The organism is Ferrovibrio sp., from assembly GCF_035304305.1.
Lineage (GTDB): Bacteria > Pseudomonadota > Alphaproteobacteria > Ferrovibrionales > Ferrovibrionaceae > Ferrovibrio.
In genome coordinates, this window is sequence record NZ_DATGQG010000060.1 from 1 (window position 1) to 14,472 (window position 14,472).

General features: G+C 63.5%; 16 protein-coding genes. 3 read left to right on the forward strand and 13 right to left on the reverse strand.

Annotation, left to right across the window (positions count from 1 at the left end; genetic code table 11):
* From VKZ87_RS07780 to VKZ87_RS07825, 10 genes are all read right to left on the reverse strand, one after another.
* The coding region (locus VKZ87_RS07780) for a glycosyltransferase family 2 protein (RefSeq protein ID WP_324220683.1) at nucleotides 1–677 on the reverse strand (677 nt) is incomplete at its 3' end.
* 22 nt (nucleotides 678–699) lie between these two features.
* Complete coding sequence (locus VKZ87_RS07785) at nucleotides 700–1,698, reverse strand: UDP-glucuronic acid decarboxylase family protein (RefSeq protein ID WP_414655637.1); 999 nt, start codon at nucleotides 1,696–1,698, stop codon at nucleotides 700–702.
* Nucleotides 1,699–1,776: 78 nt separating this feature from the next.
* On the reverse strand, nucleotides 1,777–2,073 hold the full coding sequence (locus tag VKZ87_RS07790) for a hypothetical protein (RefSeq protein WP_324220684.1): 297 nt from the start codon (nucleotides 2,071–2,073) through the stop codon (nucleotides 1,777–1,779).
* A gap of 199 nt (nucleotides 2,074–2,272) precedes the next feature.
* Nucleotides 2,273–3,493 carry an ABC transporter substrate-binding protein gene (locus VKZ87_RS07795; RefSeq protein ID WP_324220685.1) on the reverse strand — a complete coding sequence of 407 codons (1,221 nt, stop codon included), beginning with the start codon at nucleotides 3,491–3,493 and terminating at the stop codon, nucleotides 2,273–2,275.
* Nucleotides 3,494–3,580: 87 nt separating this feature from the next.
* Entirely contained in the window at nucleotides 3,581–4,702 is a 1,122-nt protein-coding gene (locus tag VKZ87_RS07800; RefSeq protein WP_324220686.1) for an NAD(P)/FAD-dependent oxidoreductase, read from the reverse strand.
* Nucleotides 4,699–5,415, reverse strand: coding sequence for a methyltransferase domain-containing protein (locus tag VKZ87_RS07805; protein ID WP_324220687.1), 717 nt, complete (start codon nucleotides 5,413–5,415; stop codon nucleotides 4,699–4,701). The genes VKZ87_RS07800 and VKZ87_RS07805 overlap by 4 nt, the downstream gene beginning before the upstream one ends.
* Nucleotides 5,415–6,485, reverse strand: coding sequence for a type III polyketide synthase (locus VKZ87_RS07810; protein WP_324220688.1), 1,071 nt, complete (start codon nucleotides 6,483–6,485; stop codon nucleotides 5,415–5,417). Before VKZ87_RS07810 ends, VKZ87_RS07805 begins: the two co-directional genes overlap by 1 nt.
* Nucleotides 6,486–6,601: 116 nt before the next feature.
* Complete coding sequence (locus VKZ87_RS07815; protein WP_324220689.1) at nucleotides 6,602–7,888, reverse strand: TRAP transporter large permease subunit; 1,287 nt, start codon at nucleotides 7,886–7,888, stop codon at nucleotides 6,602–6,604.
* A 5-nt stretch (nucleotides 7,889–7,893) separates the two neighbouring features.
* On the reverse strand, nucleotides 7,894–8,394 hold the full coding sequence (locus VKZ87_RS07820) for a TRAP transporter small permease (RefSeq protein WP_324220690.1): 501 nt from the start codon (nucleotides 8,392–8,394) through the stop codon (nucleotides 7,894–7,896).
* 60 nt (nucleotides 8,395–8,454) lie between these two features.
* Nucleotides 8,455–9,444 carry a C4-dicarboxylate TRAP transporter substrate-binding protein gene (locus VKZ87_RS07825; RefSeq protein ID WP_324220691.1) on the reverse strand — a complete coding sequence of 330 codons (990 nt, stop codon included), beginning with the start codon at nucleotides 9,442–9,444 and terminating at the stop codon, nucleotides 8,455–8,457.
* 235 nt (nucleotides 9,445–9,679) lie between these two features.
* Here VKZ87_RS07825 and VKZ87_RS07830 point away from each other — a divergent pair, with 235 nt between their 5' ends.
* Together VKZ87_RS07830 and VKZ87_RS07835 are read left to right on the forward strand one after the other, a co-directional pair.
* Nucleotides 9,680–10,360 carry a GntR family transcriptional regulator gene (locus VKZ87_RS07830; protein ID WP_324220692.1) on the forward strand — a complete coding sequence of 227 codons (681 nt, stop codon included), beginning with the start codon at nucleotides 9,680–9,682 and terminating at the stop codon, nucleotides 10,358–10,360.
* Entirely contained in the window at nucleotides 10,357–11,148 is a 792-nt protein-coding gene (locus tag VKZ87_RS07835; protein ID WP_324220693.1) for an SDR family NAD(P)-dependent oxidoreductase, read from the forward strand. Before VKZ87_RS07830 ends, VKZ87_RS07835 begins: the two co-directional genes overlap by 4 nt.
* 2 nt (nucleotides 11,149–11,150) lie before the next feature.
* Here VKZ87_RS07835 and VKZ87_RS07840 read toward each other — a convergent pair whose 3' ends face one another.
* The 3 genes from VKZ87_RS07840 to VKZ87_RS07850 all read right to left on the reverse strand — a co-directional run bounded on the left by VKZ87_RS07840 (nucleotide 11,151) and on the right by VKZ87_RS07850 (nucleotide 13,666).
* On the reverse strand, nucleotides 11,151–11,768 hold the full coding sequence (locus VKZ87_RS07840; protein ID WP_324220694.1) for a YceI family protein: 618 nt from the start codon (nucleotides 11,766–11,768) through the stop codon (nucleotides 11,151–11,153).
* Between the two features lie 98 nt (nucleotides 11,769–11,866).
* Entirely contained in the window at nucleotides 11,867–12,187 is a 321-nt protein-coding gene (locus tag VKZ87_RS07845; RefSeq protein ID WP_324220695.1) for a hypothetical protein, read from the reverse strand.
* Nucleotides 12,188–12,289: 102 nt separating this feature from the next.
* The gene (locus tag VKZ87_RS07850; RefSeq protein ID WP_324220696.1) at nucleotides 12,290–13,666 is read right to left on the reverse strand and encodes a PLP-dependent aminotransferase family protein; all 1,377 of its coding nucleotides are present in this window, start codon (nucleotides 13,664–13,666) and stop codon (nucleotides 12,290–12,292) included.
* A 144-nt stretch (nucleotides 13,667–13,810) separates the two neighbouring features.
* Here VKZ87_RS07850 and VKZ87_RS07855 point away from each other — a divergent pair.
* A partial coding sequence (locus VKZ87_RS07855; protein WP_414655636.1) for a hypothetical protein occupies nucleotides 13,811–14,472 on the forward strand: 662 nt, incomplete at its 3' end.

Genomic DNA, 14,472 nt, shown 5'->3' on the forward strand with positions numbered 1-14,472 from the left:
TGCAACAGCTGTGCATCGTTCGATGAGACATGCGATCCCATGTCCGGGGCGTAGGTCATCACCGCTCTGAGGTCGATCATTCGCTCGGCAACGGATGCCAGTCTGAGCGCAATAGATTCGTCCTGGACAAATATGCGTTCATCGCATCCGCCGCTCTCTCTGAAGGCATGTGTTTCGACAACCCACGTCATGCGGACAAAGCCGCGCTTCCGGAGTATGGTTTCCAGCGGAGAGTCGCTGACGGAATAGAGAGGCTCAGTCGGAATGTCTTCCGGTATGATTGCAGAGGATGGCAGGGGTGAGTCCTGCACCTTGCCGTGGATGAGTTGAGCCCTTTCCTTTGCAAGGAGGGTCAACATTGTCTGCACCACATTAGGGGCGATCAACTCATCCGCATCAATAAGGCAGAGGTATCGTCCTGTGGCGACAGAGGCACCCTGGTTCAGTCGAATGCTGGGGCCGGCATTTCTGGTATTTTCTATTATCTTGCAGTTCGGTACACGTGAGGCCCACTGCCGAAGGATGCCGACGGAATCGTCCGGGGAAGCGTCATCGACAAATACGTATTCAGGGGGGGTGTCGAGGATCTGGTTCTCCAGAGACCGCAACACATCAGGCAATACGGTTGCCTTCTTGAAAACGGGTAAGACAAAACTGACTTCTGGCGACGTCTGCATGACAGATGCTTCCAGGCGCAACTCAGGGTGTCGCCTTTGAAAGTTCCTTGTCGAAATAGGCAATGGTCTTCTTCAGGCCTTCCTCAAGCTGGACGGTGGGCTGCCAGCGAAGGATTTCTTTTGCCTTCGAGATGTCCGGCTGCCGTTGCATTGGATCATCTTGAGGCAACGGTCTGAAAACCAGCTTCGACTTCGTGTCCGTCAATTCGATGATCTTCTGTGCCAGCTCCAGCATGGTGAATTCTGTTGGATTCCCCAAGTTGATGGGGCCCGTTACGGTGTCGGGGGCGTCCATCAGGGCGATGATTCCGTCGATCAGATCGTCGACGTAGCAGAAGCTGCGGGTCTGCTTGCCATCGCCGTAAATCGTAATGTCCTGACCGGTCAGCGCCTGAACGATGAAGTTGCTGACCACCCGCCCGTCATTCGGCAGCATTCTGGGGCCGAAAGTGTTGAAGATGCGCGCAACGCGTATATTGACCTTGTGCTGACGGTAGTAATCGAAGAACAGTGTTTCAGCGCACCGCTTGCCCTCGTCATAGCAGGCTCGCGGACCAATGGGGTTCACGGCGCCTCGGTACTCCTCGGGTTGGGGATGGATTTCTGGATCGCCGTAAACTTCTGATGTCGATGCCTGGAAGATCTTCGCCTTGGTGCGTTTCGCCAGTCCCAGCATGTTGATCGCACCATGCACGCTGGTTTTGGTGGTTTGCACGGGATCGAACTGGTAGTGGATGGGGGAAGCGGGGCACGCGAGATTGTAGATTTCTTCGACTTCCACATAGAGCGGAAATGTCACGTCGTGACGCATGAGTTCGAAATACGGATTGTCCAGCAGGTGGACAATGTTCTTTTTCCGGCCGGTGTAAAAATTATCCAGGCAGATGACTTCGTGTCCCCGAGCCAGAAGCTTTTCGCAAAGATGTGAGCCCAGGAAGCCAGCGCCTCCCGTGACCAGTATTCGTTTCCCCATGACCGGTGATTTCCTGCGATCTGCGTGCTGACGACTAGGGCGCGTCATTACCATACCCCGGCTCCGTCTGGTAGCGATTGCGCAGGAGCTTGGCAGTTGTAAGGGGCGTGAGCCTTGTTGGCCCTCTCACGCCAGCAGGTAGATGATGGAGGGCGGCGGCCTCCGGCTGGGTGAAAAGCCCTCGTACGTGACCGGAGCGCCATGGAACTCGCGGACGGGGGCCTCGCGTTCCGCCTTCGCCTTGTCCGGTCCCCCTATGACGCCGCGGGCCTCCAGAAGCTTCTGCAGCATGACCTCGACCCCTGCCGGAGTACCCTGGGCGATCGTCTCGATCGGCGGGCGGGGCACGGCGCTGAGCTTGCCGGCAGCCGAGAGGCCGCGCTGCACGGGGAGCTGCGGGAGAATTGCGGTAACGTCAGCCATGCCGAGTTTCTACCATATGGATACGTAAAATAAAGGAAATAATAACCATACTGGCCCCTGACGGCCACGTCCCAGGGGGGCGTATGCAGGGCGTATTACGAGAAGGTCAGCATCGGCGCTGCCCGTATCGAGATGCTGTTCGCTGACCAAAGAAGAAGGGCGCTGCCGGCGGCAGCGCCCTTCCTGAAAGCAGCCCGGCTTACTTGACGAGCGGGCAGTTGCCCTCGCTCATCGGGCGAAAGGCCTTCTCGGCCGGCACGGTGGCCACCACCTTGAGGAAATCCCAGTCGCCCTTCGATTCCGATGGCTTCTTGCCTTCCAGCAGATACATCGGATGCAGCTTGCGGCCGTCGGCGCGGATGGAGCCCTTGCCGAACAGGGGGTCGTCGGTCGGCATCGCCTTCATCGCCGCGACCACGGCCCTGCCATCCTTGGCGGACCCGACCTTATCCACGGCCTTGAGATAGTGCAGGATGCTGGCATAGACGCCGGCATGCATGTCATTCGGCATCATCTTCTTGGCATGGCGCGCCTGGAAGCGCTTCGACCATTCCCGTGTGCCCTCGTTCAGGTCCCAGTAGAAGGGGACCACCGATTGCAGGCCGGCCGTCGCCTCCAGTCCCAGCGCCGGCACGTTGGTGACGCCGAAAATCAGGCCGACCAGCCGTTGCTTGCCATCGCGGCCGAGGCCGAATTCGGCCGCCTGCTTCAGCGAGTTGGTCAGATCGCCGCCGGCATTGGCGAAGGCCACCACATCGGCACCCGATGACTGCGCCTGCAGCAGGAACGAGCTGAAATCGCTGGTGTTGATCGGATGGCGCACGGCGCCGACCACCTCGCCGCCCAGCACCTTGATCTCATCGGCGGCCTGCTTTTCCAGGTCATGGCCGAAGGCATAGTCGGCGGTGATAAAGAACCACTTCTTGCCGCCCTGCGCATAGGCTGCCCGCGCGGCCGAATGGCCGTAGGACCAGGTGTCGTAGGTCCAGTGCACGAAATTGGGCGAGCAGCGTTCGCCGGTCAGCACGACGCTGCCGGCGCCGGAGCCGATCACCACCTTGTTCTTGTCGGTGCCAATGGCCGATACCGCGATCGCCACAGCGGAGTTCGGCAGGTCGACGATGGCGTCGACATTGTCGGTGTCGAACCACTGGCGGGCCAGGTTGGAGCCGATATCGGGCTTGTTCTGGTGATCGGCCGCGATGATCTCGACCTTGCGCTTGCCGGTCCTGGCATAGTCCTCGGCGGCCATCTGCGCCGCCAGCACCGAGCCAGGACCCTGGAAGTCGGCATAGACGCTGGACTGGTCGTTCATCACGCCGATCTTGACCGGGGCGTTGTCGGCGGCGATGGCAGGTGCAGCGACTGAAAACGTGCCGAGACAGGCGATCGCCAGCCCGGCGGCAAGGGCATTGCGCATGGTTTCCTCCGTTTATGATTTTTGTAATGAAATATTACAATTATAAAAAATAACCATGCAAGGCTAAACTGCATCGGCTCGCTACGATCATCCGCAGGCAGAGCTTTCCCGCCCGCCGATGCGGGTGATATCCGCGGCCCAACCCAGCAGTCCGGGCGCCAGGCCGGCCAGGCCCATGGCGGCTGATTGCAGGAGGGGGCGTTCAAGCAGACGCGAGGTCCAGGCACTGGCGCGGACGCGCGGGCCGAACGCGCCTGCCATGCGGGCATGGTAGGCGGCGGCATCCGGGCCGGCGGCGAGATAGCTTTCGGCGGCCTGCCTGCCTGACGACAGCGCCATGGCCATGCCGTCACCGGCAAAGGACGGCACCACCGCCAGCTGGTCGCCGAGACGGAAAACCGGGCCACCCTGCACTGGAGCGACAAAACCGTAGGGCAGATTGGCGATGGTCAGCGGTCGCATCCACTGCGCGCGCGCCTCCAACAGCTGTCGGCGCCAATGCGGCGACGCGCGGATCAGCATCTGCATGATGCCGGTCCAGCCGCGTCCCGTTTGCGCAAAAGGCGTCTTGCCGATCAGCAGGCAGAGATTGGCCCGATGCGGGGCAACAAGCTGCAGGCCGGCATAGCCGCCGTCGAAGAACAGAAGCTCGACTGCGCCGGTCAGCGTTTGTGCAGCATCCGGCGTGAGATCCAGATGCATCTTCAGGCCGACCAGTCCGTTCTGGACACCTTCGTCGCGTCGCAGGCCGCGCAAAACATGCTTGCCGGTGGCCAGAAAAGCGGCATCGGCGGCGACGCTGCCGCCGTCGTCCAGTGATACCTGGACGCCGGAAGCAGACGTCACGGTCCTCACCCGGCAGCCGCGACGGACATCCACGCCTTCTCGGGCGGCAATCCGCAGCAGAGCCTCATCGAGTTCCATGCGCGACAGGCTGCAGGCCCTGAACGGCAGATCCGCTTCCACCGTCCGGGTGCCACGGCACACGCGGATAGTTTCAATCGGAAGTCGGTCCAGCAGCCGGCCGGCGATCCCCGATTCGTGCAGATGCTGCCGCGCCGCGGCGCTGACGAACTCGCCGCAGACCTTGTGATGCGATCCCCGTGTCTTTTCCAGCAGCATGACCCGCGCACCGCCGCGCGCAAGCCGGATCGCCGCCGCGCCGCCGGCCGGTCCGCCGCCGATCACGACGACATCCGGGTGTCTCATCGCGGGAACCCAACGCCATAGCGGAAGGGGAAGAACCAGTCGACAGATACCTGGTCGGGCTGCAATCCGGCCTGCCGGATCAGCCGGAGCCAGTCAGCACGCGTGAAGGACCGGGCGACCGAAACCGGCGCATCATGGCGCACCATGCGGTTGACTGGCATCAGCCGCAGCACCGATCCGATGAAGTGGTAGGGCAGGGCATGGCGGTGCAGGTCGTTGATGAACCAGCCAATCCGGGCCCGGACCGTCATCCAGCGCAGAAAACGCACGAGATCATTGTCTCCGAGATGATGGGTGAACAGCGAACTCACCACGATGTCCACCGGCGGCTGCTCGTTGGCCTCATCGAAGATGTCGCCGGTCTCGTAATGAATTGGCATATGCGCCGGCGTTGCGGCTGCGGCGGCCCGGGCCGACCAGGGGCTGAGATCAATACCGCGCAGCTGGACCGTGATGCCGTGCCGCTCGGCCCAGAGCGCAATGCGGCGCAGCATGTCACCATGGCCGAAGCCGACATCGAGAATAGACAGCGGGTATTGCGGCCGGCCGCGGCGTCCGATCAGCCGGTCAAGCCAGCGCAGTGTCGGGCGATAGGCGAAGGTCCAGCGATTGACGACTTCCAGATGCCGCAGGCACTCGTGGAACTCCTCGAAGCCGACCGTCTCCGTATCCATCAGCTCGGGTGCGAAGCTGCGGCGGGACAGATCGGCCATCAGGCATGCCCCGCCGTCCGGAACATCATCGTCTCGGCGGTGAGCCCGGGGCCGAAGGCCAGCGCCGCGCCGGCTTCGCCCGGCGCCGCTTCCTGCATCAGCGACTGCAGCACGAACATGATGGAGGGCGACGACATATTGCCATAGCGCCGCAGCACCTCGCGTGAGGCCGACAGCCTGTCCGGCGGCAGACGCAGCGAGGTTTCAACGGCATCCAGGATGGTGCGTCCGCCGGGATGCACCGCCCAGAGCGACAGGTCGTTGACGCGGAAGCGGTTCTGCAGGTCGTCCACAATGCCCGGCAGCGCGCGTCCGATCGCCGCGGGCACGGTGCCGGCCAGTCGCATGTCGAATCCCTGATCGCCGACGCGCCAGGTGATCTGATCCCCGCTGTCGGGAATGATCGAGGCATCGAAGCCGATGATCTCCAGACCCGTGGCATTCGCTGTCACCAGGCTGGCGGCGCAGCCATCGGCGAAGATCATGAATGAAAGCAGGGATTCAAGATCGTCGGTCCATTGCAGATGCAGCGTGCAGAGCTCGACATTGACCATGAGAACGATGGCTTCGGGGGCGGAACGGACGATGTGGCGGGCGAGCTTGAGTCCGTTGATTGCGGCATAGCAGCCCATGAAGCCGACCACGGTGCGCTCTACCGACCTGTCGAGGCCTAGCCGGTCGAGGATCGCCAGATCGATGCCGGGTGCATGCAGCCCAGTGCAGGTCGTCACAATGATATGGGTCGGTTTCTCGTGCTCGGCGAGCTGGAGGGCCGCGATGGCCTGCATGGCAAGCTGAGGTGCGTGGCGCTCGTAAAGGCCCATCCTTACTTTGGTGCCGGGAAAATCCGCCGGCTGGAACAGGCCTTCGGCATCCAGCTGGTCGGTATTCGGGCTCGGCGCCATGACGGAGTAGCGCTGCGCGATCTGCGCGCGGTCGGCCATACGCCGGAACAGCCGGCGGGCTCGCGGATCGCCCAGCATCCGCGGCGCGTAATCGAGGAATTTGCGGTGGACATCATGAGGGGGAACCGCCTTGCCGATGCGGTTGATATAGGCGTTGACAGCCATTCGCTGCTCCAGTCCGGGTCCTGCTGTCTGAACACCGTTTGCCGGATGATGTTCAGACCCGGATTATGGGGCGGAGGCGCCGGCAGGCCGTTCACAAGTTTGTCAGCTTATCGTTATCAGTATTTCCCGAAGATGAGGTTGGGTACGAGCAGAACGATCTCGGGCAGCAGGATCAGCACGACTGTCACGAGCGTGACGGCGATGAGGAAGGGCAGGGATTCCCGCGTATAGCTGCCGATCGGGCAGCGCAGGATCGAGCAGACCGCATACATGGCCGAGCCGACCGGCGGCGTGAAATTGCCGATCGTTGCTGCGATGACGAAGATCAGGCCGAAATGGACCGGATCGACCTCGAGCTCGCGGACCAGCGGCAGGAAGATCGGCGTCAGCATGATGATCAGCACCGTGCCGTCGATGAAACAGCCGGCGAAGACGATGAACAGGACGATCACGGCCAGCACGCCATGGGAATTGTCGGTGAAACCGAGAATGGCATCTGAGATCAGTTCGGGGATCCGTTCCAGCACGATGCCGTAGCCGAAGATGCCAGACAGCGCGATGAGGAACATCACTGCCCCGACATCCATCAGGCTGCCTTCCAGCGCCTCGGTGGAGGAGGCGGCGTGCAGGCGGCGATAGGCGAGCAGGCCGATCAGAACGGCATAGACGACGGCGAAGGCGCCGATTTCCGACGGCGTGAATATGCCCATGCGCAGGCCGAGCAGCAGGAAAACCGGAAACAGGATGGCCCAGATGCCGCCGGTCACCGCCCGTCCGATCTCGGCGCCCGACAGACGGGTTTCACGCTCGGCGCGGTAGCCGCGGCGCCGGGCAGTGATCCAGATCGTGAAGGCGAGCGCGACCCAGAGCATCAGGGCAGGGATGAAGCCGGCTGCGAAGAGGCGGCCGATGGAAACCTGTCCGACCGTGCCGTAGAGGATGAAGCCGATGCCCGGCGGGATGATCGGTGTCAGCAGCGACCCGAAGGACAGCACCCCCGCGGCGTAACCCCTGGAGAATCCGCGCCTGAGCATCTCTTCGCCCAGCATGCGCGTCTGCATGGCAGCATCGGCGATGCACGAACCGGAGACACCGCCCATCAGGCCCGCCATGGCGATGGAAACCTGCGCCAGACCGCCGCGCATGCGCCCGGTCAGCACCGAGGCGAGGTTCAGCAGCTGTTCGGTGATCCCGGACTTGTTCATGAAATTGCCGGCCATGATGAACAGCGGCACGGCCAGCAGCGCGAAGTTCTGCGTCTGCGTGATGGTCAGCTGGATCGGAATGGTGGAGGGCAGTTCGGGATGCTGCAGGAAGAACAGTGCGCCGGAGATGCCTATGGCGAAAGCCACCGGCATTCCCATCAGCAGGAAGACGACAAAAGCGCAGGTGACGAGAAGCATGCGGCTTATGCGTCGGCAGGGATATGCTCAGGGGCTGCAGCGTGGCCCCCATGCAGTTCGGCCCGCCATTTCAGGATTGTCGTGATCAGCAGCAGCAGGCCGCCGACGGGCAGGCTCATGGTGACCCAGGAATAGCTGATCTCCGGGATGCCCTGGAAGCTGCGGGCGCGGCTGATCCAGGACAGCCAGATGCCGGCGATCACGACATAGACCAGGAAACCGGCGATGATCAGGTAATTGCAGTAGCTGCAGAAACGCTGCCAGCGCGGCGGCAGGCGGTCGGTCAGCAGTTCGATGGACATCAGGCCGTTGTTGCGCCAGGCAATGTCCGCGCAGAGGAAGCAGGCCCAGGCAAACAGGCAGGTGGCGAAATCGGTAGTCCAGTTCAGCGGATGGCCCGCCATGCGTGCCACGCCGCCGAGGAAGATCAGGATTACCATCAGGACCAGGAACACGGCTGCGACGATCGCCTCGACGCGGCAGAGGTTTCTGTAGAATGCCTTCATGCGAGTGTTCCCTGCTGATCAGGCCATCTGTTCGCAGCCGTGGCCCTGGTCCTGCGGTCGTTACTTGCCGATCTCCTTGTGCACGGCCTTTTTGGCATCGAGGATGTTCAACGCCTCGTACGCCTTCTCGCCGGCCTTGCGGAAGGCCGCGAGATCGACATCCTCGACGATGGTCATACCGCGGCCCTTCAGCTGCTGCTCGACTTCGCCCTCAAGCCGGAAGATCTCCTTCGAGGTGGCTTCGCCGGCCCTGTCGGCCTCTTCCACCAGAGCTACCTGGTATTCCTTCGGCAGGCTGTCGAACCACTTCGCGCTGACCACCTCGAAGTTGATCAGCATGATGTGCTTCGTCTCGTTGGCGAATTTCAGGACCTCGTAGAAGCGTCCGCCGGGAATGTTGTTGTAAACCAGCTCGACGCCGTCGATCGCCCGCTGCTGCAGGCCGGGATACATGTCGCCGAAGGCCATTGCGACGGGCGTCGCGCCCAACGCCCGGATCGATTCCTGCCAGATCGGCGCGGGAGGCGTGCGGATGCGCAGCCCCTTCAGATCGTCGGGGGTCTTCACCGGCTTGTTGGTGAAGAAATGGCGGTAGCCCTGCACCCAGTTGAAGCTGACGACCTTCAGCCCGTGTTTGCTGGCGAGTTCCTCCTGCCATTTGATCACGGTCGGCGCCTTGCGCAGCTTGGCGACCTCTTCCAGCGTCTCGACGAAATAGGGGCCGTTCATCACCGCGATGCCGGGAACGTAATTGCCCATGCGCGCGGAATCCGTGTTCTGACCCAGATTCGCACCCTGGCGGATCTGTTCGATGATGTCCTCTTCCTTGCCAAGCTGGGAGGAGTGGAAGATGTCGATCTTGAGACCGCCATTGGTGCGGGCTTCCACTGCCTTGGCCCATTTCAGGAAGCCTTCATGGAAAGGCTCCTTCGGTCCCAGCACGTGGTTGAAGCGCAGGGAATAGGTCTTCGGTTGCGCTTTCGCATCGGCGCTGCCCAGCAGGGCGAGGCCGAGTACCGCGCAGAGAAGTCCGCTGGTGAGGGTTTTCATCGACTGTTCCTCCCGGATGTTGTTCAGACGTCAGGCCAAGCTGTACGCGCGAAATCCGGACCGGAGATGCGGCAGGGCCGAAACCGGCGCAGCCACGCCCGATCGAGCATTCCTCTCTCCGGCATTCTTGTCCTGTGCCAGTTCAACTGGTATATCAGATACAGAACACCAGGTGCAAGCTGGTTTCCATTGCGCCCCGCCTTCCGGCGCCGGCGCCAGCGAAAGGCAGCGGGGCATGAAGCTGATACGGCCGAAGTCGCTCAAGGAAATGGTGGCGGACGAATTGCGCATGCGCATCATCGACGGGCGGCTGCAGCTCGGCGCCGGCCTGTCCGAAAACGGCCTGGCGGCCGAACTGGGCATTTCCAAGACGCCCGTGCGCGAGGCTCTCCTGCAGCTCAAGCAGGAGGGACTGGTGGAGGTGCAGCCGCAGCGCGGCACCTATGTCTTCCGCATGGCAGCCGAGCAGGTCGTGATGATCAGCGAACTGCGCGAGATTCTCGAAGTCGCCGCGGTGGAGATGGCGATCCGCCGAAACGCCGGGGCGCTTACCGAACGCATGGCGGAGCTCTACGGCGCCATGGAGCAGGCCTATGAAGCCGACGATCCGGTCGGCTACCGCAAGCTGGATGGCGAGTATCACGAGGCCATCATCGAGCTTTGCGGCAATCCCTATATCCGCAGCGCCTACAGCCAGATCGGTTTCTGCATCCAGGCCCTGCGCTCGCGGCTGTCGCACGAGGCGCAGCTCAACAGGCTTTCGATCGCAGACCACCGCGAGATGCTGCGTCTGGTGAAGGCGCGCGAGGTGTCGGCCTTGCAGGCGCTGATGCGCGCCCATATCCAGCAGACCAAGCAGTCCTATCTCGACGTACTCGGAAAACCGGAATTCCAGCAACAGGAGAAAGTCTCGTGACCGCCAGCTCGAAAATTGCCGCGCCGCAGCCGATGTCGTTCGATCTGAAGGGCTGTCATGCCGTGGTGATCGGCGGTGGCAGCGGCATCGGCAAGGCCATTGCCGAAAGTCTGGGGCAGGCCGGCGCGCAGCTGACCTTGGCCGGCCGCCGCCGCGAGGTACTGGATGCCGCCGCCAGATCCTTTGCCGGCCGCAACATCCTGGCCCATGTCGATCCGGTGGATGCGACCGATCTCGCCCAGCTCAGGGCTCTGGCGGATCGCGCCGAGAAGACCGCACCGGTCGATATTCTGGTCAATGCCCAGGGCATCATGACGCTGAAGGCCGCGGACGAGTTCACGCCCGAGGATTACGACCGCATCATGAATACCAATGTGAAGAGCGTGTATTTCGCCTCGCTGGAATTTGGCCGGATGATGCTGCAGCGCGGCCGCGGCAGCATCATCAACGTCGCCTCGCTGGCCTCCTTCCGTGGCTTCCCGCGCAACGCCATCTACTGCATCAGCAAACATGGCGTGCTGGCACTGACCGAGACCCTGGCAGCGGAATGGGCGCCGCGCGGCGTGCGCGTCAACGCCATCGCCCCCGGTTTCTTCCTGACGGATCTGAACCGCGACGTCATGACCGAGGAGCGCAAGGGCCGCGCGCTTGGCCGCACGCCGATGGGCCGTTTCGGCGAAACCTCGGAACTGGGCGGGGCGGCGGTCTATTTGGCTTCGCCTGCCGCCTCATACGTCACCGGCGCCACCATCCCCGTTGACGGCGGTTTCCTCGCCAGCGGCATGTGAGGTCAATTGGCCTTGCGGAATGCAGCGGCGATCCTGAGGTCGACCAGGTCGGAGACGATCGGAACGCCGTAGCCGAGGCCGAACTCGCTGCGCTTGATCTGCGCCGTCGCGGTGAAGCCCGCTTCCAGCTTCTTGCTCATCGGGTTCGTGCCGGCACCGAAGAATTCGGCATCCAGCGTGACGGGGCGGGTGACGCCCTTGATCGTCAGGTTGCCGGTGATCTTCGCCTTGTTCCCGCTCGCCTCGACCGCGGTGGAGGTGAAGGACGCGCTCGGATGCTTGTCCGCCTCGAAGAAGTCGGCACCAAGCAGATGTTTGGTGAAGGCCGGTGCGGTGGTGGTCATGTCCGCGATGTTGAAGGTGACATTGACCTTCGCGGCTTCCGGCTTCGCGGGATCGAGATCCAGCGTGCCGCCGCCGGCGGCGATCGCCCCGGTGAGCGGTGTGATACCCATGTGATTGACCGTCCAGACGACCTGGGTGTGCTCGGGGTCGACCTGGTATTGCCCGGCAACGACGCGTGACCGGTCGGGTGCGCCCGGCAATTGCGGCTGGGCGGATACTGGCAGGGCGATGGCAAGCACCGCAGCGAATGCGACGCTAACACCGAAGCGGGGCATGGGATCCTCCATGTGTCCAGGATCAGGTTTCAGCATAACAGCCGGAAGAGGGCGGACAAGCGAAAGCAGGGCGCCCCTGCAAGGCGTGGGGATGATGATTATGGCCGTCGCGGCGGTGCCCGCTCCAGGATCAGTCCTGCCCCCTTGCCGATGATTGCATGGGCAGGCAGCGGTTCCAGCAGGCGGCTGCGGCCCTGCGCGTCGGGCGGCGTCATCGGCATGACGATCACGCCGGTCCCGCGGGCATGATTGGTCGGGACCGCTTGCCGCGGTTCCGGCTCGTCGAGTGGACCGGTGACGGTCAGCCGTCCGGACTCGTCGGCGGTCGCGCTCGCGACCACCTCGGGCACCGGGGTGCCGGATTGCGGTGCCGCCGCCGTGAGGGCGAAGAGGCCGAACAGGAGCAGGAATGGAAACATCGGGTGGATTTCCCCGCGAAGACGCCGTCGTGGCGGGGAAAGTCTACTTTGCGTCTGGCGCGGCCCCGGTGACTTCGGCGGGGCAGCGCATCCCGCCGGGTGTCAGGCCGGTGCGCAATGCGCGGCCATGAAATCGAGGAAGCGGGTATTGTCGGCATAGGCGACGTTGATGCGTAGCGCCGGCGCCTGTTTCTCACGCTCGAGGCAGAAGACCGATCCGGGTGCCAGGAAGATGCCGCTGTCGAAAGCCTGACGCGCCAGTTCGACGTCATCGATATCCGCGCGCAGTGGGCACCAGAGATAATAGCCGCCATCCGGCCTGGCAAAACCGGACAGTCCGATCCGCTCCAGATTGACCATCGCCTCCCGGGTCGCGCGGTTGACCCGCTCGCGCAGCCGGTTCAGGTGATGGCGGTAATGGCCCTCGGCCATCAGGTCGTGAATCAGCCGCTCCACATAGCCCGAGCTGTTGACGACGGTCAGCATCTTCACGTCGGTCAGCGAACGGATCAGGTTGGCATTGCCGGCAATGTAGCCGGTGCGCAGGCTGGCGGAGAGCGTCTTGGAGAAGGTGCCAACATAGATCACCCGCTCGAGCTGGTCGAGCGTCGCAAGCCGCGGCGTGATCGGCGGCAGCAGATCGGCGAACGGATCGTCTTCCACCAGGATCATGCCGTGCTTGTCCGCCTGCTGCAGCAGGCGGTGCAGGGCGGCAGGCGCCATCGACGTGCCGGTCGGGTTATGCGCCAGCGTCTGGGTGAAGAACAGCCGGGGCCGGTGCCGGGCCGCCTTGGCTTCGAGATCCTCCAGGTCGGGACCTTCGCTGGTGCGCCGGACGCCGATGACATTGGCGCGCGCCAGACGCAGTTTGCCGAACAGCGGGTAATAGCCGGGACTGTCGACGAAGACGGTGTCGCCCGGCTCGACATAATGCCGCACGATGAGATCGAGCGCGTGATTGGCGCCAAAGGTGAGCAGGATCTGGTCCGCCGTGACATGGATCGAGCGCTCGATGAGGCGGCCGGCGATCAGCGAACGCAGCGGTTCGTAACCCTGCGGCGCGCCGTAGCCGTGCTCGATGCGGCTCGCGCCGCGCTGGCTCGCGCGCAGGTGCCGGCCGAGTTCCGAGCCTTCCATCCAGGCGGCCGGCGGACGGCCGTCGCCGACGCGCACCGCGTGATGCTGGTTGAGCTGCTCGCGCAGCAGGGTGACGAGATCGATCGCCTCGCTGACGTGCACCGGCCGGGCCGAAGCCGGCTTGGGGCGCGGCCGGCAGATGAAGAAACCGGAACCCGGCTTGGATTCGAGATAGCCGAGCGAGACCAGCCGGTCATAGGCCTCGACCATGGTGTTCTTGGAAACGCCGAACTCGGCGGCGGCGCTGCGGACGGAAGCAATGCGGGCTCCGGGCTTGAGATGGCCCGCGTCCACCTGCCTAGCGATGTTGTGCGCAATCTGCTCCGAGCGTGACTGCCGCATTCCGGCTCCTCGAACTGTACCAGTATTTGGAATGGTACAGTGAGTTGCACAATGAAGGCAACTGTACCTTGTTCAGCAGCATCGCTTCGCCGAGCGTATCGGGGACAGAAAAACGCCTGCCGTTGCAGGCGAGGAGGAGACCCGATGAGTGGTGTGAATCCGGCCGGTGCGGCCGGACGGAGTGGCGTTGCCATCAATTCGCGACTGGAGAATTACCGCAACCTGTCGCCGGCCGAGCGGCTGGCGGCCCTGGCCAGGGCTGCTGGCCTGAGAGAGGCGGACCAGGCCCTGCTGGCGAAACCCGGCGCCCTGCCGGTCGATCGCGCCAACGGCATGATCGAGAACGTCGTCGGCACCTTCGAACTGCCGCTCGGCATCGCCACGAATTTCCGCATCAACGGCCGCGACTACCTGATTCCCATGGCCGTGGAGGAGCCCTCCGTCGTGGCGGCCGCATCCTACATGGCGCGCATCGCACGCGACTGCGGCGGGTTCGAGACCTCCAGCACCCTGCCGATCATGCGGGCGCAGGTGCAGGTGATCGGCACCACGGATCCCCATGGCGCCAAGATGAAGCTGCTCGCCGCCCGCGAGGAAATCATTGCCGCCGCCAACGCCAGGGACAAGGTGCTGGTGGGCCTCGGCGGCGGCTGCCGCGACATCGAGGTGCATGTTTTCCCGCAGACGCCGCGCGGCGCCATGCTGGTCATGCATCTGCTGGTCGATGTGCGCGATGCCATGGGCGCCAATACGGTGAACACCATGGCTGAGACGGTGGCGCCGATCGTCGAGCGCGTCACCGGCGG